The organism is Mycobacterium senriense (genome assembly GCF_019668465.1).
GTDB lineage: Bacteria > Actinomycetota > Actinomycetes > Mycobacteriales > Mycobacteriaceae > Mycobacterium > Mycobacterium senriense.
The window spans coordinates 5303830-5324820 of sequence record NZ_AP024828.1; the positions used below are offsets into that span (position 1 = coordinate 5303830).

At 68.4% G+C, this 20991-nt stretch carries 20 protein-coding genes; 7 read left to right on the forward strand and 13 right to left on the reverse strand.

The annotated features are described in order from the left end of the window. Both MTY59_RS24565 and MTY59_RS24570 read left to right on the forward strand, forming a co-directional pair. Positions 1-1497, forward strand: coding sequence for a flavin-containing monooxygenase (locus tag MTY59_RS24565; protein WP_221043457.1), 1497 nt, complete (start codon positions 1-3; stop codon positions 1495-1497). Between the two features lie 16 nt (positions 1498-1513). Next, positions 1514-2077, forward strand: coding sequence for a pyridoxamine 5'-phosphate oxidase family protein (locus MTY59_RS24570; protein WP_221043458.1), 564 nt, complete (start codon positions 1514-1516; stop codon positions 2075-2077). Here MTY59_RS24570 and metK read toward each other — a convergent pair. The 5 genes from metK to mihF form a co-directional block, all read right to left on the reverse strand. Next, positions 2074-3285, reverse strand: a complete 1212-nt coding sequence (gene metK, locus MTY59_RS24575; RefSeq protein ID WP_221043459.1) for a methionine adenosyltransferase — start codon at positions 3283-3285, stop codon at positions 2074-2076. The two genes, MTY59_RS24570 and metK, sit on opposite strands and share 4 nt — an antisense overlap. A 96-nt stretch (positions 3286-3381) precedes the next feature. Next, on the reverse strand, positions 3382-4647 hold the full coding sequence (gene coaBC / locus MTY59_RS24580) for a bifunctional phosphopantothenoylcysteine decarboxylase/phosphopantothenate--cysteine ligase CoaBC (protein WP_221043460.1): 1266 nt from the start codon (positions 4645-4647) through the stop codon (positions 3382-3384). Between the two features lie 21 nt (positions 4648-4668). After that, positions 4669-4995, reverse strand: a complete 327-nt coding sequence (rpoZ, locus tag MTY59_RS24585) for a DNA-directed RNA polymerase subunit omega (RefSeq protein ID WP_007774376.1) — start codon at positions 4993-4995, stop codon at positions 4669-4671. Positions 4996-5070: 75 nt separating this feature from the next. Beyond that, complete coding sequence (gene gmk, locus MTY59_RS24590) at positions 5071-5730, reverse strand: guanylate kinase (protein WP_221043461.1); 660 nt, start codon at positions 5728-5730, stop codon at positions 5071-5073. 34 nt (positions 5731-5764) lie between these two features. Then, positions 5765-6079 (reverse strand): integration host factor, actinobacterial type, encoded by a 315-nt coding sequence (gene mihF, locus MTY59_RS24595; RefSeq protein ID WP_007171927.1) that lies wholly within the window; start codon positions 6077-6079, stop codon positions 5765-5767. 965 nt (positions 6080-7044) lie between these two features. Between mihF and MTY59_RS24600 the strand changes: the two genes are divergently transcribed. Then, entirely contained in the window at positions 7045-7467 is a 423-nt protein-coding gene (locus MTY59_RS24600; protein WP_066861659.1) for a TOBE domain-containing protein, read from the forward strand. Between the two features lie 8 nt (positions 7468-7475). Here the strand turns inward: MTY59_RS24600 and pyrF are convergent, their stop codons facing one another. The 7 genes from pyrF to pyrR are packed head-to-tail and all read right to left on the reverse strand — an operon-like array spanning position 7476 to position 16091. Then, complete coding sequence (gene pyrF, locus MTY59_RS24605) at positions 7476-8300, reverse strand: orotidine-5'-phosphate decarboxylase (RefSeq protein WP_221043462.1); 825 nt, start codon at positions 8298-8300, stop codon at positions 7476-7478. Beyond that, a complete protein-coding gene (gene carB, locus MTY59_RS24610) occupies positions 8297-11647 on the reverse strand; it encodes a carbamoyl-phosphate synthase large subunit (RefSeq protein ID WP_221043463.1) in 3351 nt (1116 codons plus the stop codon). Before carB ends, pyrF begins: the two co-directional genes overlap by 4 nt. Continuing rightward, on the reverse strand, positions 11647-12768 hold the full coding sequence (gene carA / locus MTY59_RS24615; protein WP_221043464.1) for a glutamine-hydrolyzing carbamoyl-phosphate synthase small subunit: 1122 nt from the start codon (positions 12766-12768) through the stop codon (positions 11647-11649). The genes carB and carA overlap by 1 nt, the downstream gene beginning before the upstream one ends. Then, the gene (locus tag MTY59_RS24620; RefSeq protein ID WP_221043465.1) at positions 12765-13268 is read right to left on the reverse strand and encodes a PH-like domain-containing protein; all 504 of its coding nucleotides are present in this window, start codon (positions 13266-13268) and stop codon (positions 12765-12767) included. Before MTY59_RS24620 ends, carA begins: the two co-directional genes overlap by 4 nt. Further along, positions 13265-14569, reverse strand: coding sequence for a dihydroorotase (locus tag MTY59_RS24625; protein ID WP_221043466.1), 1305 nt, complete (start codon positions 14567-14569; stop codon positions 13265-13267). Before MTY59_RS24625 ends, MTY59_RS24620 begins: the two co-directional genes overlap by 4 nt. Continuing rightward, positions 14566-15522 carry an aspartate carbamoyltransferase catalytic subunit gene (locus tag MTY59_RS24630; RefSeq protein ID WP_221043467.1) on the reverse strand — a complete coding sequence of 319 codons (957 nt, stop codon included), beginning with the start codon at positions 15520-15522 and terminating at the stop codon, positions 14566-14568. The genes MTY59_RS24625 and MTY59_RS24630 overlap by 4 nt, the downstream gene beginning before the upstream one ends. Next, complete coding sequence (gene pyrR, locus MTY59_RS24635; RefSeq protein ID WP_221043468.1) at positions 15519-16091, reverse strand: bifunctional pyr operon transcriptional regulator/uracil phosphoribosyltransferase PyrR; 573 nt, start codon at positions 16089-16091, stop codon at positions 15519-15521. Before pyrR ends, MTY59_RS24630 begins: the two co-directional genes overlap by 4 nt. 510 nt (positions 16092-16601) lie before the next feature. Here pyrR and MTY59_RS24640 point away from each other — a divergent pair. Together MTY59_RS24640 and MTY59_RS24645 are read left to right on the forward strand one after the other, a co-directional pair. Next, on the forward strand, positions 16602-17864 hold the full coding sequence (locus MTY59_RS24640) for an HNH endonuclease (protein ID WP_221043469.1): 1263 nt from the start codon (positions 16602-16604) through the stop codon (positions 17862-17864). 69 nt (positions 17865-17933) lie between these two features. After that, positions 17934-18566 carry a class I SAM-dependent methyltransferase gene (locus tag MTY59_RS24645; RefSeq protein ID WP_221046643.1) on the forward strand — a complete coding sequence of 211 codons (633 nt, stop codon included), beginning with the start codon at positions 17934-17936 and terminating at the stop codon, positions 18564-18566. A 4-nt stretch (positions 18567-18570) separates the two neighbouring features. On the opposite strand, the gene MTY59_RS24650 is transcribed toward MTY59_RS24645, so the two are convergent. Beyond that, on the reverse strand, positions 18571-19197 hold the full coding sequence (locus MTY59_RS24650) for a MerR family transcriptional regulator (protein WP_221043470.1): 627 nt from the start codon (positions 19195-19197) through the stop codon (positions 18571-18573). A 113-nt stretch (positions 19198-19310) separates the two neighbouring features. Between MTY59_RS24650 and MTY59_RS24655 the strand changes: the two genes are divergently transcribed. Both MTY59_RS24655 and MTY59_RS24660 read left to right on the forward strand, forming a co-directional pair. After that, the gene (locus MTY59_RS24655; RefSeq protein ID WP_250160658.1) at positions 19311-19742 is read left to right on the forward strand and encodes a hypothetical protein; all 432 of its coding nucleotides are present in this window, start codon (positions 19311-19313) and stop codon (positions 19740-19742) included. A 31-nt stretch (positions 19743-19773) separates the two neighbouring features. Beyond that, on the forward strand, positions 19774-20988 hold the full coding sequence (locus MTY59_RS24660) for a serine hydrolase domain-containing protein (protein WP_221043471.1): 1215 nt from the start codon (positions 19774-19776) through the stop codon (positions 20986-20988). Positions 20989-20991 lie beyond the last annotated feature (3 nt).

The following is a 20991-nucleotide window of genomic DNA, read 5'->3' on the forward strand; positions in this document are numbered from 1 at the left end:
ATGGTCCCGAACGAAGACGAAACCCCCGACTATCACACGCTGATCATCGGCGCCGGGTTCTCCGGCATCGGTGCGGCGATCAACCTGGACAGGGCGGGGCTGCCCGATTACCTGGTGATCGAGGCGGGCGACGGAGTCGGCGGCACCTGGCACTGGAACACCTATCCCGGTATCGCCGTGGATATTCCGTCGTTCTCCTACCAGTTCTCCTTCGAGCAGAGCCGGCACTGGTCGCGCACCTACGCGCCCGGCCGTGAGCTCAAGGCCTATGCCGAACACTGCGCGGACAAATACGGCATCCGTTCCCGAATCCGGTTCAACACCAAGGTGCAAGCCGCCGAGTTCGACGACGAGCGCGGCCTGTGGCGGGTGCAGACCGACCCGGCGGGTGAGGTCACGGCGAGGTTTTTGGTCAGCGCCTGCGGCGTCCTGACGGTGCCCAATCTGCCCGATATCGACGGCGTCGACTCGTTCGGCGGCATCACCATGCACACCGCGCGGTGGGACCACAACCAGGATCTGCGCGGCAAGCGCGTCGCGGTGATCGGCACCGGCGCTTCGGCCGTGCAGGTGATTCCCGAGATTGCGCCAATCGTGTCGTCGCTCACCGTATTTCAGCGCACCCCTATCTGGTGCTTCCCCAAGCTCGACGTCCCGCTGCCCGCGCCCGCGCGTTGGGCGATGCGAATTCCCGGCGGCAAGTTCCTGCAGCGCCTGCTCAGCCAGGCCTACGTGGAGCTCACCTTCCCCATCTCGGCGCACTACTTCACGGTCCTCCCGCTGGCCAAGAGGATGGCCTCGTTGGGGAAATCGTATCTGCGGCAACAGGTTCGGGATCCGGTGGTGCGCGAGCAGCTCACCCCGCAGTACGCCGTCGGCTGCAAACGCCCCGGCTTCCACAACGGCTACCTCGCCACATTCAACCGCGACAACGTCCGGCTGGTCACCGAACCGATCGACAAGATCACGCCCGACGCGGTGGCCACCACCGACGGTGAGAACCACGAGATCGACGTGCTGATCCTGGCGACCGGTTTCAAGGTGATGGACCCCGACAACGTGCCGACCTTCGCCGTGACCGGGAGCGGCGGAAAATCGTTGAGCCGCTTCTGGGACGAGCACCGGCTGCAGGCCTACGAGGGCGTCACCGTGCCGGGATTTCCCAACCTGTTCACCGTGTTCGGCCCGTACGGTTACGTCGGCTCTTCGTATTTCGCGCTGATCGAGGCGCAAACGCATCACATCGTGCGCTGCCTCAAGCGGGCCAAGCGCATCGGTTCGACCCGCGTCGAGGTGAGCCAGGAGGCCAACGACCGCTACTTCGCCGAGATGATGCGCCGGCGGCCGCGGCAGATCTTCTGGCAGGACAGCTGCCGGCTTGCCAACAGCTACTACTTCGACAAGAACGGTGACGTTCCGCTGCGGCCGGGCACCACCCCGGAGGTGTACTGGCGCAGCCGGAGATTCAACCTGGACGACTACCGGTTCACCCGCTAGCGGCTACGCTGCACACGTGGCGAAGGAATTCGAGAGCATCGACACGTCGCTTCGCGACTTCATCCGGAAGCAGGCCGTATTCTTCGTCGCCACCGCCCCGTCCGACGGTGGGCGGATCAACCTGTCCCCCAAGGGGTATCGCGACACGTTCGCGGTGCTCGACGAGCACACCGTCGCCTACCTGGATCTGTTCGGCAGCGGCGTGGAAACCATCGCCCATCTGCGCGACAACGGCCGGATCACCATCATGTTCTGCTCGTTCACCCGCAACTCGCGGATCCTGCGGCTGTTCGGCACCGGACGGGTGATCCGCCCGGACCACACCGAATTCGCCGAGCTGATGCGGCATTTCGGCGACCAGCGCGCGGGGGTCCGCGCCATCATCGTGGTCGACGTGGAGCGGATCGCCGACGCCTGCGGATTCGCGGTGCCCTACTACGAGCTCGTCGACGAACGGCCGGTGCTAGACGCCACCCATCGCAAGGCCACCGACGAACAGTACGGCCGGCTGGTCGGTCGGAACCGGCGCAGCATCGACGGACTCCCCGCGCTGGACGCGGATCACCCCCTGCCGCGTTAGATCGCGCGTTTGAGGTCGTCGACCTTGTTGAGCTGCTCCCACGGCAGCTCGATGTCGGTGCGACCGAAGTGGCCGTACGCGGCGGTCTGCGCGTAGATCGGGCGCAGCAGGTCCAGGTCGCGGATGATCGCGCCGGGCCGCAGGTCGAACACCTCGGGGACGATCTTCTCGATCTTGACCGGGTCGACCGTCGCGGTGCCGAAGGTCTCGATGAACAACCCGACCGGGGCGGCCTTGCCGATGGCGTAGGCCACCTGCACCTCGACCCGCTCCGCCAGCCCGGCGGCGACGATGTTCTTGGCCACCCAGCGCATCGCGTAGGCCGCCGAACGGTCCACCTTGGACGGATCCTTGCCGGAGAAGGCGCCGCCGCCGTGGCGGGCCCAGCCGCCGTAGGTGTCGACGATGATCTTGCGGCCGGTCAGGCCGGCGTCGCCCATCGGGCCGCCGAGGACGAACTTGCCGGTCGGGTTGACCAGCACCCGGGTCGCCGACGAGTCCAGGGTGTCGTGGGCCAGCTCCTCGAGCACGGTCTTGAGCACGTGCTGGCGGATGTCGGGATCGAGGGTCTTCTCCAGGTCGATGCCGTCGGCGTGCTGAGTGGAGACCACCACGGTGTCTAGGCGGACCGGAACGTCGTCCTCGTACTCGATGGTGACCTGCGTCTTGCCGTCGGGACGCAGGTAGGGCAGCGTGCCGTTCTTGCGGACCTCGGTCAGCTTCCGCGACAGCCGGTGGGCCAGCGCGATGGGCAGCGGCATCCGCTCGGGGGTGTCGTTGATCGCGTAGCCGAACATCAGGCCCTGGTCGCCGGCGCCCTGCAGGTCCAGCGGGTCGGCGGCACCCTCGACGCGGTGCTCGTGGGCGGTGTCGACGCCCTGGGCGATGTCGGGTGACTGCGCCCCGATGCCGATGTTGACCCCACACGTGTTCCCGTCGAAGCCCTTGTCCGAGGAGTCGTAGCCGATGTCGAGGATGCGCTCGCGAACCGTGTTGGTGATGTCGGCGAACGCCTCCTTGGCCGTCGTGGTCACCTCGCCCACCACGTGCACCTGTCCGGTGGTGACCAGCGTCTCGACGGCGACACGTGAACGGGGGTCCTGCGCCAGGAGGGCGTCGAGGACCGAGTCGCTGATCGCGTCACAGATCTTGTCGGGATGTCCCTCAGTCACCGACTCACTGGTAAACAGGCGACCCTTTTCGCTCACAATGACAATCCTTCCAATTAGTTAGTTAGCCGAATTATATCGGTTGGCGTCGGCCCGGCCAGCACCTCCCCCGGTGCCGAGAAGAACTCGACCGCTCTATCCGCCGTCCCCGTGCAGGAACGCGGCGATCGCATCCACGATACGACTGGCCATCAATGTCTTGGAGCCGTGCTGCAGCGCCGACTCGGTACCGTCGGCCGCCAGCAGCCAGCCGTCGTTGCTGTCCACCTCGAAGGCCCGGCCGTCACCCACCGCGTTGACGACCAACAGGTCGCAGCCCTTGTTGCGCAGCTTCGCCCGGGCGTGAAACAGCACGTCCCCGTTGGCGTCGCCGGTCTCGGCGGCGAATCCCACGATGGCACGCATGTTGGGCAGCTCGCCGTTGCTCCGCGCGCGTACCGCACCCGCCAGCACGTCGTCGTTGCGGACCAACTCGATCGTGGGCGGCTGGTCTTGCTCCTTCGGGCCCTTTTTGATCTTGGCGGCCGCAACCCGGGCCGGCCGGAAGTCGGCGACGGCGGCGGCCATCACCAGCACGTCCGCCTCGGCCGCGTGCTTGGCGACGGCGTCGCCCAGTTGCTCGGCGGAGCTGACGTGGACCACCTCGACGCCGGCGGGGTCGATCAGCCCGGCGGTGTGCCCGGCGATCAGCGTGACCTCGGCGCCGCGCTGGGCGGCCACCCGCGCCACCGCATAGCCCTGCTTGCCGGAGCTGCGGTTGCCGATGAAGCGCACCGGGTCGACCGGTTCACGCGTGCCCCCGGCCGTCACCAGCACCTTGCAGCCGGCGAGGTCGTAGGGCAGCGCGTCGTGGCGTTCCAGCAGCAGATGAGCCAGCGTGGTGATCTCCTCGGCCTCCGGTAGCCGGCCCGAGCCGCTGTCCGTCCCGGTGAGCCGGCCGGCGGCGGGTTCGAGCACCACCGCCCCCCGGCGGCGCAGCGTGGCGACGTTGTCGACGGTGGCCGGGTGCAACCACATCTCGGTGTGCATCGCCGGCGCGAACAGCACCGGACAGCGCGCGGTCAGCAGGGTGGCGGTCAGCAGATCGTCGGCCCGGCCGTGTACGGCGCGGGCCAGCAGGTCCGCGGTGGCCGGCGCAACCACGACCAGGTCGGCCTGCTTGCCCAGCTGGACGTGCGGAACCTCCGGCACGTCGTCGAAGACGCCGGTGCGCACCGGCTGGCCGGAGAGCGCCTCGAAGGTGGCGGCCCCGACAAAACGCAGCGCGGACTCGGTCGGGATGACGCGGACCGAATGACCGGCCTCGGCGAGCTGACGAACGACGGTGCACGCCTTATAGGCGGCGATACCGCCGGAGACGCCGACGATTACTCTCTTCGCGACCCGATCGCGGTTGTCCACAGCGCGCCCGGCCCGGCCCTGTTACTCGCCCTCGGTGTGCTCTAGGAGGTCGCCGTGGATCTCGCGCATCGCGATCGAAAGCGGCTTTTCCTGCAGCCCCGGCTCGACCAGCGGACCGACGTATTCGAGGATGCCCTCACCGAGCTGGTTGTAGTAGTCGTTGATCTGACGGGCGCGCTTGGCGGCGTAGATCACCAGGGCGTACTTGCTCGAGACGCGGTCCAGCAGCTCGTCGATCGGCGGGTTGGTGATGCCCAGCGGGGTGTCGTAGGCGCCTGGTCCCCCGGCGGACGGATCGAACCGGTCGGGGACCGCGGCCAATGCCGCGTCGGACTGCGGAATACTCACTTAGGTCAATCTCCTGGCGGATTGGAGCGGCTCTTGAACTGGAAAGCCGCTGAAAGAAGCTGAAAATCTCGGTGGTCAATCTTGCTGGGATGCGGTCTGGCCAGACGGGTCATGCCGGCCCGGCGCAGTTCCCACCAGCAAGGATACCAATTCGGAGCACGCTGACTCCAATTCGCTGTTCACGACCACCCGGTCGAAGTCATTTTGGGCCGCCATTTCGATGCGGGCGGTCTCCAGCCGCCGCCGCATGACCTCCGGCGTCTCGGTGCCGCGGCCGACGAGCCTGGCCCTGAGGTCCTCCCAGCTGGGCGGCGCCAGAAAGACCGCGAGGGCCTCGGGCATCGCCTTCTTGACGGCCCGGGCCCCGGCCAGATCGACCTCGATCAGCACCGGAAATCCGCGGGCCGTGGCGGCCCGGACCGGCTCGGCCAGGGTCCCGGATCGGTGCAGTCCCGAGTGGATTTCGGCCCACTCCAGCAGCGCCCCCGCGTCGATGAGCTGCTGAAAGCGGGCCGGGGTGACGAAGTGGTAATCGACGCCGTCGACCTCGCCCGGCCGCGGCGCCCGCGTCGTGGCCGAGACGCTGAAATGCAGGTCCGGGACCCGCTCCCGCAGGCATCGGACCACAGTCGACTTGCCGACCGCGGAGGGACCGGACAGCACGACCACACGTCCGTTACCTGGTGGTTCAGGACGTGTGCCGTGCTGGACGTCCGGTCCCCCGCCGGCGCTCACAGGCGCTCCTTGGGCCGGTGCGCCCACGGCTCGGTTAGGAGCCGAACTTTTCCAGCAGGGCCTTGCGCTGACGATCGCCGAGACCACGCAGACGGCGGGTCGGGGCGATTTCCAGCTCAGTCATGATCTCCTGCGCCTTGACCTTGCCCACCTTGGGCAACGCTTCGAGAAGCGCGGAAACCTTCATCTTGCCCAGGACTTCATCGGTCTCGGCGTCCTTGAGGACCTGGGTCAGGTTGGTGCCGCCACGCTTCAGGCGGTCCTTGAGCTCTGCTCGCGCTCGACGTGCGGCAGCCGCCTTCTCCAACGCGGCCGCGCGCTGCTCGTCGGTCAACTGGGGAAGGGCCACGATTCCTCCGTATCTGATCAATCAATTTCAATCGATCTCATTTTGTCTCGCCGGTACTTCTGCCAGCGCAGACGACCGTACTCAGGCCTTCTGACGAAATCTAACCCGGCCCCCTGCTAAAGGGGGCAAAGTCCCAGCATGCACCGGCGCGTGACCGGCCAAAGCGGTACTTCCGGCGGGGTTCACGACGGCCGCGCCGAGCGCCGTCCGGGTGTCGGCACCGGCTCTGTTTTGGCTGGTCAACAAGCCCTCTAGCTGCGGTTTTATCCCACGACGACGGCGGCGGCCGTGGCGGCCGGACCGCCCGGAAAGCCGCCAGTGGACCGACGTCCCGCCTGGTGCGAGGGATCACGGATTTATTGCGGCGTGTCGCGCGTGTCGCATCGCCGGTCAAACGCCAGGCCAACACCGCCGTTCGGCCCGCCCCCCGGTCCTGACGCCCCCGTGGGGCCTCGAGGCGGCCTGGTGGCCCCGAATCCGGGCGTCCGGGCATCCAAAAACGGTCCGCCGAGCTCCCGGGTCCGGGGAGGCCACCCGGGGCGGCGTTCCGCAGGTCACGCGTGGATCGCTCCAGCAAACCAACGAGGGCACCGCCGGGATTCGTCATCGAAACGGCCGGCCCGGTCGGCTTAAAGGTCGCGACGACGCCACGTCCGGCGGTGGGCATCCGAGCGTGCCCCGCGGCCGAACGATATGGGGCGTGATCAAGGTCAACCCGCCTGAACAAATGGTGAACTCTGGCCAACCACCAAGGGCCGCAGCGTTGTTGGGCGCCCGGGATCGGCCGGCGCGCCGGGCCCGCGCGGGCGATGACGGGTGCTCGCTTCCGCGATATCCGGGTGAAATGTCGCCTAAAATCCGCACACGCGGACTAAAGCTCATTCTGATTCCGTAGTTGCGGGGTAGTGGTGCCGCGGGGTCACATTTCAGCTAATCGCAGGCACGGAATCCGATACCATCGAGACGTGTCCAACCTGCGAATTCGCCAGGCAGCTGAGCTGCTGGGCGTCAGCGACGACACCGTGCGGCGCTGGATCAACCAGGGCACCCTTGCGGTCAGTCACGACGCCGCCGGCCGCAAGGTGATCGCGAGCGAGGACCTCGCCCGCTTCTCCCGCACCAATGCGCCCGCCCCGCCGGCGGACCCGCTCAGCATCGGCAGCTCGGCCCGCAACCGGTTCGTCGGGCTGGTCACCTCGGTGGTCAGTGACAAGGTGATGACCCAGGTGGAGATGCAGTGCGGCCCGTTCACGGTGGTGTCGCTGATGAGCACGGAGGCCGCCGAAGAACTGCAGCTGCGTCCAGGCAGCGTCGCGGTGGCCGTCGTCAAGGCCACCACCGTCATCGTCGAAACCGCGCGGCCCAGCACCGCGGTGGCGTCGGACTAGGCGCCCACTCACACCGCCAGGTAGGCGACCGCGTCCAGCATGCGATCCGCCGCCGCACGCAGCTCCGCCACGCCCGGCCCGGCCCGCAGCACCTCGCGGGCCACCGCGGGCAGCAGCTGCCCGGGTTCCGCCCCGCCCAGCCCGGCGAGCGCCTCCGGGCGCCCGCCCTGGACACCGAGGCCGGGCACCAGGACCGGACCGCCCAGCGCGCGCAGGTCGGGCGCCTGCAACACCGTCGCGCCCACCACCACGCCGACATAGCCCGGCCCGGATCGGGTCGCGGAACGGTTCACCACTGCCGCCTGGTCGACGACCAGCTGGGCCACCGTGCGGCCGTCGAAGACGGCACGCTGCACGGTGGCGCCCTCGGGGTTGGACGTGGCCGCCAGCACGAACACCCCGCGGTCGTGCGCCGCGGCGGTCTCCAGCAGCGGCCGCAGCGAGCCGAACCCCAGATACGGGGTGGCCGTCACGGCGTCGGCGGCCAGCGGTGAATCACCCGCCCAGCCGGCGGCATAGGCCGCCATCGTCGTGCCGATGTCGCCGCGTTTGGCGTCGGCCAGCACCAGCACCCCGACCGATCGCAGGGCCGCGATGGTGCGTTCCAGCACCGCGAATCCCGCGGCGCCGTAGGCCTCGAAGAACGCGACCTGTGGCTTGACGACGGCGAATCCGGAAAACGCCTCGATGCAGATGTCGCAGAACGCCGCCAGGCCGTCGGCGGTCGTGGGCAGGTCCCAGGCGCGCAGCAGTTCGGGATGCGGGTCGATGCCCACGCACAGCGGCCCGCGCTGCGCCTTCGCGTCCGCCAGCCGGACGCCGAACCCGGTCACCGGTCCCCTTTGTCCGACATCTGGCTGTGCAGTTCTTGCAGGCTGCGCACACCGATGTCGCCGCGGATACCCGCTTCGATGCCCTGGACCGCAGCCGAGGCGCCCTGCACCGTGGTGACACACGGGATGTTGACCGACACCGCGGCCGAACGGATTTCGTAGCCGTCGATGCGCGGACCGGAGTTGCCGTAGGGCGTGTTGATCACCATGTCGACCTCACCGGCCTTGATGACGTCGACGGCCGACGTCTCGGGGCGACCCGGCTGCGGGTCCTCGAAATGCTTGCGCACCTCGTCGCACGGAATCCCGTTGCGGCGCAGCATCTCCGCTGTTCCCTCGGTGGCCAGGACCCGGAATCCCAGGTCGGCCAGCCGCTTGACGGGGAACACCAACGAGCGCTTGTCCCGGTTGGCCACCGACACGAAGATGGTGCCCTGCGCGGGCAGCGACCCGTAGGCGGCGGTCTGGCTCTTGGCGAAGGCGCTGCCGAAGTCGCGGTCGATGCCCATCACCTCGCCGGTGGATTTCATCTCCGGGCCCAGCAACGAGTCGATGGCGGCCCCGTCGGCGCGGCGGAAGCGGTGGAAGGGCAGCACGGCCTCCTTGACCGCGATCGGGGCGTTCTGGGCGGCATGGGCGCCGTCGCCGGACGCCGCCAGCATGCCCTCCTCGCGAAGCTGGGAGATGCTGGCGCCCAACATGACCCGGGCGCACGCCTTGGCGAGCGGGATCGCGGTGGCCTTCGACACGAACGGCACCGTGCGGCTGGCGCGCGGGTTGGCCTCCAGGACGTAGAGCACGTCGTCCTTGAGCGCGTACTGCACGTTGAGCAGGCCCACCACGCCGATGCCGTGCGCGATGGCCTCGGTCGCGCGGCGCACCTTCTCGATGTCGCTGCGGCCCAGCGTCACCGGCGGCAGCGCGCACGCCGAGTCGCCGGAGTGGATGCCGGCCTCCTCGATGTGCTCCATGATGCCGCCGATGTAGACCTCGGTGCCGTCACACAGCGCGTCCACGTCGATCTCCACCGCGTCCTCGAGGAAGCGGTCGACGAGCACCGGGTGCTCGGGTGAGAGCTCGGTGGCGCGGGTGATGTAGCCCCGCAGCGTCTCCTCGTCGTAGACGATCTCCATGCCCCGGCCGCCCAGCACGTAGGACGGCCGGACCAGCACCGGGTAGCCGATGTCCTCGGCGATCCGCTGGGCCTGGGTGAAAGTGGTTGCGGTGCCGTACTTCGGCGCGGGCAGGCCGGCCGCGGTGAGCACGTCGCCGAATGCGCCGCGGTCCTCGGCCAGGTCGATGGCCTCCGGCGGCGTGCCGACGATCGGCACGCCCGCGTCGGCCAGGCGCTGCGCCAGCCCGAGCGGGGTCTGGCCGCCCAGTTGCACGATCACCCCGGCCACGCCCGGGCCGTCGCCGGCGGACTGCTGCTCGGCACGGAACACCTCGAGGACGTCCTCGAAGGTCAGCGGCTCGAAGTACAGCCGGTCGGCGGTGTCGTAGTCGGTGGACACCGTCTCCGGGTTGCAGTTGACCATCACGGTCTCAAAACCGGCCTGCGACAACGTCGTTGCCGCGTGCACGCAGCTGTAGTCGAACTCGATGCCCTGGCCGATGCGGTTGGGACCCGACCCCAGGATCAGCACCTTGGGCCGCTGTGTCTGCGGCACCACCTCGGTCTCGGCGGCGGGGTCCAGCTCGTAGCTGCTGTAGTGATACGGCGTCTTGGCCTCGAACTCGGCCGCGCAGGTGTCGACGGTCTTGTACACCGGGTGCACACCCAGCCGCTCACGCAGCGACCGAACCCCGTTCTCGCCGGCCAGTTCGGGCCGCAGCGCGGCGATCTGGCGGTCCGACAGCCCGCTGTGCTTGCCGCGACGCAACAGGTCGGCGTCGAGCACCGGGGCGGCGATCAGCTCCGCGCGCAGCTCGATCAGCTCACCGATCTGCGCGACGAACCACGGGTCCACGCCGCTGGCCTCGGCCACCTGCTCCACCGACGCGCCCAGCCGCAGCGCCAGTTCGATGTCATAAAGCCGCCCTTCGGTCGGCGTCCGCAGCCGGGTCAGCACCTCGTCGACGCCGCCCTCGGGGTCGGGTTTGGTCCAGAAACCGGCGCGGGTGGTCTCCAGTGAACGCATCACCTTGCCGAGCGCCTCAATGAAGTTGCGGCCCAACGACATAGCCTCGCCGACGGATTTCATGGTGGTGGTCAGCGTCGGATCGGCGCCCGGGAACTTCTCGAACGCGAAGCGCGGCGCCTTGACCACCACGTAGTCCAGGGTGGGCTCGAAGCAGGCCGGCGTTTCCTTGGTGATGTCGTTGACGATCTCGTCCAGGGTGTAACCGATGGCCAGCTTGGCGGCGATCTTGGCGATGGGGAAACCGGTCGCCTTGGACGCCAGCGCGCTGGACCGCGACACCCGGGGGTTCATCTCGATGACGATCAGCCGGCCGTCGACCGGGTTGATCGCGAACTGGATGTTGCAGCCGCCGGTGTCCACCCCGACCTCGCGCAGGATCGCGATGCCCAGGTCTCGCATCCGCTGGTATTCCCGGTCGGTCAGCGTCATCGCCGGCGCGACGGTGACCGAGTCACCGGTGTGCACGCCCATCGGGTCGAAGTTCTCGATCGAGCAGACCACGACCACGTTGTCGTTGCCGTCGCGCATCAGCTCGAGCTCGAATTCCTTCCAGCCGTAGATCGATTCCTCGATCAGCACGTTGGCGCTGGGGCTTTCGGCCAGCCCGGCGCCGGCCATCCGGTCGACCTCCTCGACGGACCGCGCCATCCCCGAACCCAGGCCGCCCATGGTGAAGCTGGGCCGCACCACGACCGGCAAGCCGAGCTCCTCGACCGTCTCACGGACCTCGTCCATGGTGAAACACACTCGGCTGCGGGCGGATTCACCGCCGACCTTGGCAACGATGTCCTTGAACATCTGCCGGTCCTCGCCGCGCTGGATGGCGTCGAAGTCGGCGCCGATGAGCTCGACGCCGTGGCGCTCCAGTGCACCGTTCTCGTACAACGCGACCGCGGTGTTCAGCGCGGTCTGGCCGCCCAGGGTGGCCAGCAGCGCGTCGATCTTGTTGCCGCGCTCGGCCTGCTGGGCGATCACCTTCTCCACGAACGCTGCGGTGATCGGCTCGACGTAGGTGTGGTCGGCGTATTCCGGGTCGGTCATGATGGTGGCCGGATTGGAGTTGACCAGGCTGACCTGCAGCCCCTCCGCGCGCAGCACCCGGCAGGCCTGGGTCCCCGAGTAGTCGAACTCGCAGGCCTGACCGATGACGATCGGCCCCGAGCCGATCACCAGCACGTGGTTGAGGTCGGTGCGACGTGGCACTAGCGGCCCTCCCCTGCCATCAGATCGATGAATTGGTCGAACAGATACTCCGCATCGTGCGGTCCGGCCGCGGCCTCCGGGTGGTACTGCACCGAGAAGGCTTGCCCGTCTGCGAGTTTGACGCCCTCGACCACTCCGTCGTTGGCGCAGGTGTGGCTGACCACGGCCGAACCGAACGGCGTGTCGAAGGACTGGCCTGCCTCGCCCTCGAGCGCGAAGCCGTGGTTCTGGGCGGTGACGGCCACCCGCCCGGTGGCGTGGTCGATCACCGGGATGTTGATGCCGCGGTGGCCGAACACCATCTTGTAGGTGGACAGTCCCAGCGCCCTGCCCAGGATCTGATTGCCGAAGCAGATGCCGAACAACGGGATTCCGGCGCCCAGCACGTCGCGGGTGACCGCGACGATGTGGTCGGCGGTGGCGGGGTCGCCGGGGCCGTTGGACAGGAAGACGCCGTCGGGCTTGAGGTCGGCGATCTGTTCGTAGGTCGCCGACGAGGCCAGCACGTGGGTGCGGACGCCGCGGCGGGCGAAGTTGCGCGGCGTGTTGGTTTTGATCCCCAGATCCAGCGCGGCCACCGTAAACCGCGGTGCGCCTTCGGGATCCACGATGTAGGTGTCCGGCGTGCTGACCTCGCCGGCCAGGTCCGCCCCCAGCATCGACCGCTGCCCGCGCACCCGCGCCAGCAGTTCGTCCGCTTCGGCGAGCGCGTCACCGGAGAACACCCCCGCCTTCATCGAGCCGCGGGTGCGCAGATGCCGGACCACCGCGCGGGTGTCGATGCCGGCGATGCCCACGATGTGCTGGCGGACCAGTTCGTCCTCCAGGGTGCCGGTGGACCGCCAGTTGGACGGGCGCGGCGACGGATCGCGCACCGCGTAGCCGGCCACCCAGATCTTGTCGCCGCGGCTCTCGGCGTCCTCGCCGTTCCAGCCGGTGTTGCCGATCTGCGGCGCGGTGGCCACCACGATCTGGCGGTGATAACTCGGATCGGTCAGCGTCTCCTGGTAGCCGGACATGCCGGTGGAAAACACGGCCTCGCCCAATGTTTGGCCGATCTTGCCGAACGGCCTGCCGGTGAAGACGCGCCCGTCCTCGAGTACCAACTGCGCCTTAGTCACGAGCGCCGCTCCTCCTCATGCTGCGATTCGAGCCAGCCGTCATAGTCGTTACGGTGGTTCGCCCGGAAGCCGGTGTCGATCTCGACGCCCGACGCCAGCCGCCAGCGGATCGCCAGAATCCCAACCCGGCCCGTCATTCTGCGCTCCATCCGAATGTGCGTGATCGATTCCCTAGGGATCCAAATGGGTTGCGCGCGTACGCGTTCCACCATGATGCCGCCGGCATAGCGGGTCAGCACCGCTTTGCTGCGGAAACCCAGGTCACCGGCCGCGATCCGCTCACTCCAGCCCGGCGCCATCATGGAACCGCAGTAGTGGCCGCGGGTGGTGATGGTCGCCGCCCCCACCTGGTCCGGGATCTCGGGCAACGCCCCGATGAGCTCCGCCTGCTGCCGCGAGCGACGCTGCCAGGTCCGCATCATCAGCTGGATCACCACCGTGATCACGATTACCACCACGGCCGCGAAGATCAGCGATCCCACCAGCGTGCCCGAATTCATGCCGGGGACTTCCCGTCTCGGGCGGTGACCTTGCCGCGCAGCAGCGTGGCCGTCACGGTGGCGGGCAGCGTCATCGCCTCGTAGGGCGTGTTGGCCGACCGGCTGGCCAGGTCGGAACCGGCGACGGTCCACGAGGTGCTGGGATCCACCACCGTGAGATTGGCCGGCTCCCCCACCTCCAGCGGCCGGCCGTGATCGGGCAGGCCCGCGATGCGGGCGGGGTTTTCGCTCATCACCCGGGCGACGTCCCGCCAGGTCAACAGCCCGGGGGTGACCATCGTCTGCACCACGATCGACAGCGCCGTCTGCAACCCCAGCATGCCGGGGCGCGCCGCGGCGAATTCCACGCACTTCTCGTGCTCGGCATGCGGGGCGTGATCGGTGGCCACACAGTCGATGACGCCGTCGGCCAGCGCGTGGCGCAGCGCCACCGCGTCGGCCGCTTCGCGCAGCGGCGGGTTCACCCGGTTTTGCCCGTCGTAACTGGCCAGCCTGCTGTCGTCGAGCATCAGGTGGTGCGGGGTGACCTCGGTGGTGATCGAGATGCCTTGCTCCTTGGCCCATTTCACGATCTGGACGGTGCCCGCGGTGGATGCGTGGCAGATGTGCACCCGGGCGCCGGCGTCGCGGGCCAGCAGCGCATCGCGGGCGACGATCGACTCCTCGGCCGCCCGGGGCCATCCCGCCAGGCCCAGCCGGGCGGCGGTGGGCCCCTCGTGGGCGACGGCGCCGACGGTCAGCCGTGGTTCCTCGGCGTGCTGGGCGATGAGCACGCCCAGACCGGTGGCGTATTCCAGGGCGCGGCGCATCACCAGCGGGTCGTGCACGCAGATGCCGTCGTCGGAGAACATCCGCACCTGCGCGGCGCCGGCCGCCATCATGCCCATCTCGGTGAGCTCTTTGCCGGCGAGCCCGACGGTGACGGCGCCCACCGGGTGCACGTCGACCAGGCCGACCTGCTGGCCCCGATGCCACACGTGGTCGGTGACCACCGGGCTGTCGGCGACCGGGTTGGTGTTGGCCATCGCGAACACCGCGGTGAAGCCACCCAGAGCCGCTGCGGCCGAGCCGGTTTCGATGTCCTCGGCGTATTCGCGCCCGGGTTCGCGCAGATGGGTGTGCAGGTCGACGAGGCCGGGCAGCAGCACCTGATCGGTGGCGTCGATCACGTCCAGGTCCTTGTCGACGCCTCCGGCTTCGGCCAAGCCGGGGCCGATGTCGGCGATCTGGCCGTCGTCGACCAGCACGTCGACGCGATCACCGTCGCCGTACAACCGCACCCCGCGCAGCAGCACGCTCACGCCGCACCCTCTTCCCCGGCTAATTCGGTGCCGACCAGCACGTGGAACAGCACCGCCATCCGCACGTGGACACCGTTGGAAACCTGTTGCAGCACAGCAGATTGCGATGAGTCGGCCACCGATGAGGCGATCTCCATGCCACGCAGCATCGGACCCGGGTGCAGCACCACGGCATGGCCGGGCAGCATCGCCTGGCGGCGATCGGAAAGCCCGTACAGCGAGGAGTATTCGCGCACCGAGGGAAAGAACCCGCCGTTCATCCGCTCGGCCTGCACCCGCAGCATCAGCACCGCGTCGGCGGCGGGCAGCTCGGCGTCGAAGTCGTTGGACACGGTGACAGGCCAGCCCTCGACGCCGACCGGCAGCAGCGTGGGCGGCGCGACCAGGACCACCTCGGCACCCAGGGTGTCGAGCAGCATGACGTTGGAGCGCGCGACCCGGCTGTGCAGGATGTCGCCGACGATCACGATGCGACGGCCCTCGATGCCGCCGAGCCGCTGGCGAATGGTCAGCGCGTCCAGCAGCGCCTGGGTCGGGTGCTCGTGGGTGCCGTCGCCGGCGTTGATCACCGACGGCCCATCGTCGTTCGCGGCGGTCCAGTCGGCGAGCAGGTGCGCGGCGCCGGAGGCCGGGTGCCGGATGATCAGCGCGTCGGCGCCCGCGGCGCGCAGCGTGAACGCGGTGTCGCGCAGCGACTCCCCCTTGCCCACCGACGATCCGGACGCGCTGACGTTGATCACGTCGGCGCTCATCCACTTGCCGGCCACCTCGAAGGACACCCGGGTGCGGGTCGAGTTCTCGTAGAACATCGTGACGATGGTGCGGCCGCGCAGCGTCGGCAGCTTCTTGATCTCGCGACCCACCAGCGCCTGGGCGAACCGGTCGGCGTCGTCGAGGATGGCAGTGGCGTCATCGCGGCTCAGGTCGCCGGCCGCCAGCAGATGGCGCGTCATCGTGAGATCACCACCCCGTCGTCACCGTCGTTCTCGCTCAGCAGCACGTGCACGCTCTCGCCGCGTGAGGTGGGGACGTTCTTGCCGACATAGTCGGCGCGCAGGGGCAGTTCGCGGTGGCCGCGGTCGACCAGCACCGCCAGCTGCACCACCCGCGGCCGGCCCACGTCGCGCAGCGCGTCCAGCGCGGACCGCACCGAGCGGCCGGAGTACAGGACGTCGTCGACCAGGATCACCAACGCGTCGTCGATGCCGCCGGCCGGAATCGAGGTGGCTTCCAGCGGTCGCGGCGGCTTCTGCATCAGATCGTCGCGGTAGAGCGTGATGTCCAGGGCGCCGTGGCCGACCTGGACACCGCTGTATTCGCCGATGTTGGCGGCGAGCCGATTGGCGAGGATCACACCGCGGGTCGGGATGCCCAGCAACACCACCCGTGGCGCGTCGGGACCGTCCAGCGCGGTCTTTTCGATGATCTGATGCGCAATGCGGGAAATGGTGCGGCCCACGTCGGCCGCCGACATCAACTCCCGGGAATCGCTGCCCAAGCCGGTGTCGCCCGCAGCACCCATGACGAAACTTGACCTCCTTCTCCGCCTCGCCGGACGGATCGTTAAAGGATGTCGACTGCGAGGCAGCGTAGCACTTATTTCGAGTGCCACGCGTCGGGCGGTGCCGGCGGGTGACCGGTTCGCCAGAGTGAAAGCTCCGCGGCCTATTCCGGAGGCGGAGGAGGGGGCGGCGGAGGCCAGGTGCGGCGGGGTCTGATCGGCCCACAGTTCAGGCCGATTTTGCAGTGCCAGTCGCTTGCCTGGGGTTGGGGCGTATCGCAGCAGACGTCGTCCGGCGATGTGGGCGTCGGTTCCACGGTCGTCACGGGGTCCGTCATGTTGGTGGGCGGCGTTTGGACACCGCCGATTCCACTGAGCGCCAGGGCAAATATGGCAGCACCACCGCACGCCGCGGCTATCGTCCTGGCCGTTTGATTGGCCATAGCACCGAATTCTAATTTCGCCGCGCTGGATGTACAGAGGATTTGTGCCGCGGCCGGTTTGTCGGTGCGGCGGACTATTGTCGAAAGTATGTTCGAATCATCGGAGGAAGCCGCATTGCTGGCGCGGATCGCTGCGCAGGAGCGAGCCAAGTCGGCGGCCGCGGCGGATCAGGCGCGGGCGGCCGCAGCCCTGGACGCGTTGCGCCGCGCGAACGAGGCGGCCGCCGGAATGCCCGCCGCCCAGCGCGGCCGCGGAGTAGCCAGCGAGATCGCCTTGGCGCGACGGGACTCCCCCGCCCGGGGCGGCAGACATCTCGGATTCGCGAAGGCATTGGTCCACGAGATGCCCTACACCCTGGCGGCCCTCGAGAGCGGGCGACTGTTCGAATGGCGGGCCACCCTGATCGTTCGTGAGTCGGCCTGTCTGGACGTCGACGACCGCCGCACCCTCGACGCCGAACTGTGCGGCGACGGGTCCTCGTTGGACGGGATGGGCGACGCGCGAATCACCGCGGCCGCCCGGGCGATCGCCTACCGGCTCAATGCGCAGGCGGTGGTCGATCGTGCCGCCAAGGCCGAATCCGAACGCACAGTGACGATCCGGCCGGCTCCCGACACGATGACTTGGGTGACGGCATTACTGCCCGTAGCGCAGGGCGTCTCGGTCTACGCGGCGCTGAAGCGCACCGCCGACACCACATTCGATCAACGCTCGCGTGGCCAGGTGATGGCTGACACGCTGGTTGAGCGGATTACCGGGCGACCCGCCGACGTCGCCCAGCCAGTAGCCGTCAACCTGGTCATCTCCGACGAATCGCTGTTGGGTGATGCACCAACCGCGGCGAACGTCGACTGGTATGGCCCGATCCCCGCGGCCGTAGCCCGCCAGCTCGTGAACGGTGCAGTGATTGACTCCCGGTCCCGCGGCACGCTGCGCCGGCTCTACCGACATCCGCGCTCCGGGGCCCTGGTGGCGATGGAATCGCGGGCGCGCCGTTTCCCGAAGAGCCTGGCCGCCTTTATCGGGTTTCGCGATGGCCGCTGTCGCACCCCGTACTGCGATGCCCCCATCCGCCACCGCGACCACGCCAGGCCGTATCGGCGCGGCGGGTCGACGAGTGCGGCCAATGGGCTGGGCTTGTGTGAACGCTGCAACTACGTCAAGGAGGTTTCCGGTTGGCGCGTAGCGGCGGAGGCGGACGAAAACGGTTCACATACAGCCGATTTCACCACGCCCGCCGGCATGCACTATCGCTCCGGCGCGCCTCCGACGCTCGGGCCGGTCGGAGTGGAAGTCAGTGAGCTGGAAATCGGGATCGGCGTCCGCCTAACCGATCCCCACGCCGCCTAGCTGGATCCAGGCAATTCACTCGGCGGGACTAAGCTGGCGACAGTGACTTCGTCGTCTGGATTTTCCGGCTTGCAGCGCATGGACTTCGACGCGCTTTACCGCGGCGAAAGCCCAGGGGCAGGCATCCCACCGATGGCCGCGCCGCCGTGGGATACCAAGGCGCCCAAGGACAGTGTCGTTTCGTGGCACAGCGGTGGCTGGGTGCACGGGGACGTCCTCGACATCGGCTGCGGTCTCGGCGACAACGCCATCTATCTTGCCCGGCACGGCTATCGGGTAACCGGGTTGGACATCTCCCCGACCGCGCTGATCACCGCCGAGCGGCGAGCCGCGGATGCCGGAGTGGACGTGACGTTCGCGGTCACCGACGCGACCCGGCTCGATGGCTACAACGACGCGTTCGACACCGTCGTCGATAGCGGCATGTTTCACTGTCTCGACGAAACAGGCAAGCGACACTATGCCGCCGCGGCGCACCGGGCGACCAGGCCCGGCGCCACCCTGTTGATCAGCTGCTTTTCCGACGCGAACGCCGCCGACCCGCAGTGGCCTCGGCCCGCGGTCTCCGAGCAGACGCTGCGCGAGGTCCTCGGCGGCGCGGGTTGGGACATCGAGTCACTGCAGCCGGCGACCATGCGCCGCGAATTGGACGGTAAGCAGGTCGAAATGGAGTTCTGGTACGTCCGCGCACAGCGGCGCTAGCCGACTAGTCGCCGCCTGACCCATCCTCGGCCAGCCGTTGCGCGGCAAGTCCGGCGTGCGCGATGCGGCGCAGTGCCGCGAGGACGGGTTCATAGAAGATGGTGCCCAATACGGCGTATTCGATTGCCGCCGTGGCTGGTTCCAGCGGCATCTGCTCGATGTCGTATGCGGCAATCGCTCTGATGTGCGGCGCGTAGGCGTGCAAACGATCCTCGGTCATCGGGACGCCCGCCGCTTCGGCATCGGCGAGAGCGCGGTCGAGCTGCCCCACCGCCGGAAGATCGTCGGGCACGGTGATGTCGAGCGCGGCAAGCGCAGCCTGAGCCCGGGCGTGGTCCTCGTTGCCGGTGGCTTCGGCGGGACGCGAGAGCGCCGCCGTCGCCGCGCCCAGCGTCGCGAACAGCGACCGGCCCGGATCGTCAATCAGTCCGACGACGGACCTGATCTGGGCAATCGACAACCCCAGCGCGGACAGCGCTCTGATCAGTGCAAGCCGTCGCACATGCGGCTCGCCGTAGTGAGCGCGGGTGGAGCTGACGGCGCGGCCTGGCATCAGCACGCCCTCGCGAAGGTAGAACTTGATCGTCGGCACGGCCACATTGGTGCGGCTTGCCAGCTCTGAGATCAGCACGGGCGCTCTCCTTCGGAAACTCTTGCCCCAACATCTTGACATTGGATACTTCTACTATCCAGTATTAGATAGTAGAAGTATCCAAGTAATGACTACGACGTTCAGGAGGCTTTATGAGCACCTCGCTGATCACCCCGTTCATGAGCATCACCCTCGGGGCCACCATCATCTCGATCGTCGCCATCGCGTCCGGCGGCGTCTTCCTCCTGCGCGTTGTCACCGGCAGCCACGAAACCAACGACCTACAAAAATCGTTCTTCCGAGCGGGCCATGCGCACGCCGGTGTGCTCGTGATGCTGGGCCTGTTGTTGTCGGTCCTGGGCAGCGCCGCGGGTGCGGATCCCGCTTGGGCCAATAGTGGGGCGATCGCCGTGCTGCTCGCCGCCATCATGATGCCCGCGGGGTTCTTCCTGTCGGTGCTCGGCCGCAACCCGGCCCGCCCGAATCGGATGATCGTGACCGTCTGGTTTGGCGCGACGCTACTGGTGGCGGGCGTACTCACGTCCGGGGTGGCGACCCTGCTCGCCGGCATCGACCGAATCTGAGGGACCTCCGACCGCCCGCTAACCTGACCAGGTGAATCGCTCGAGTCTCGATGGCAATGCCGCCTCCATTCGTGAGGTGTGCGACGCCGGCCTGCTCGCCGGTGCGGTGACGGCGGTCTGGCAGCGCGGAGAACTGCTGCAGGTCAACGAAATCGGCTACCGCGATGTGGACGCGGGTCTGCCGATGCAGCGCGACACGCTGTTTCGCATCGCGTCGATGACCAAGCCGGTGACGGTCGCGACGGTGATGAGCCTGGTCGACGACGGCAAGCTGACACTCAAGGATCCGGTCACCCGCTGGGCGCCGGAGTTGGCCGGCGTGCGGGTGCTCGACGATCCGCACGGCCCGCTCGACCGGACGCACCCGGCGAACCGCACCATCCTGATCGAGGATCTGCTCACCCATACCAGCGGGCTGGCGTACGGCTTTTCGGTGTCCGGGCCGATCGCCAAGGCCTACATGCGGCTGCCCTTCAATCAGGGCCCGGACGTCTGGCTGGCCGAGCTGGCCAAGCTGCCGCTGGTGCATCAGCCCGGTGACCGGGTCACCTACAGCCACTCCATCGACCTGCTGGGCGTCATCGCCGCCCGCATCGAGGGCAAGCCGTTCCACGAGGTGCTCGACGAGCGGATCCTGGGCCCGGCGGGCATGACCGACACCGGGTTCTTCGTCTCGCCCGAGGCGCGGCGCCGCGCGGCAACCATGTACTCACTGGACGAACAGAGCCGGCTGCACCACGGCGTGATGGGTCCGCCGCACATCACGCCGCCCTCGTTCTGCAACGCCGGCGGCGGATTGTGGTCGAGCGCCGACGATTACCTGCGGTTCGTGCGGATGCTGCTCGGCGGCGGAACGGTCGACGGCGTGCGGGTGCTCTCGGAAGAGTCCGTCCGGTCGATGCGGACCGACCGGCTCACCGAGGAGCAGAAGCGGCACACCTTCCTGGGCGCGCCGTACTGGGTCGGCCGCGGCTTCGGGCTGAACCTGTCGCTGGTGACCGATCCGGCCAAGAGCGCACCGCTTTTCGGGCCCGGCGGCCTCGGCACGTTCAGCTGGCCCGGCGCGTACGGGACCTGGTGGCAGGCCGACCCCAGTGCGGATCTGATCCTGCTCTACCTGATTCAGAACCTGCCGGACCTGACCGTCGACGCTGCCACGGCCGTCGCCGGAAACACGTCGCTGGTCAAACTCCGCACGGCGCAACCGCGATTCGTCCGCAACACCTATCGCGCCCTCGACCTTTAAAGT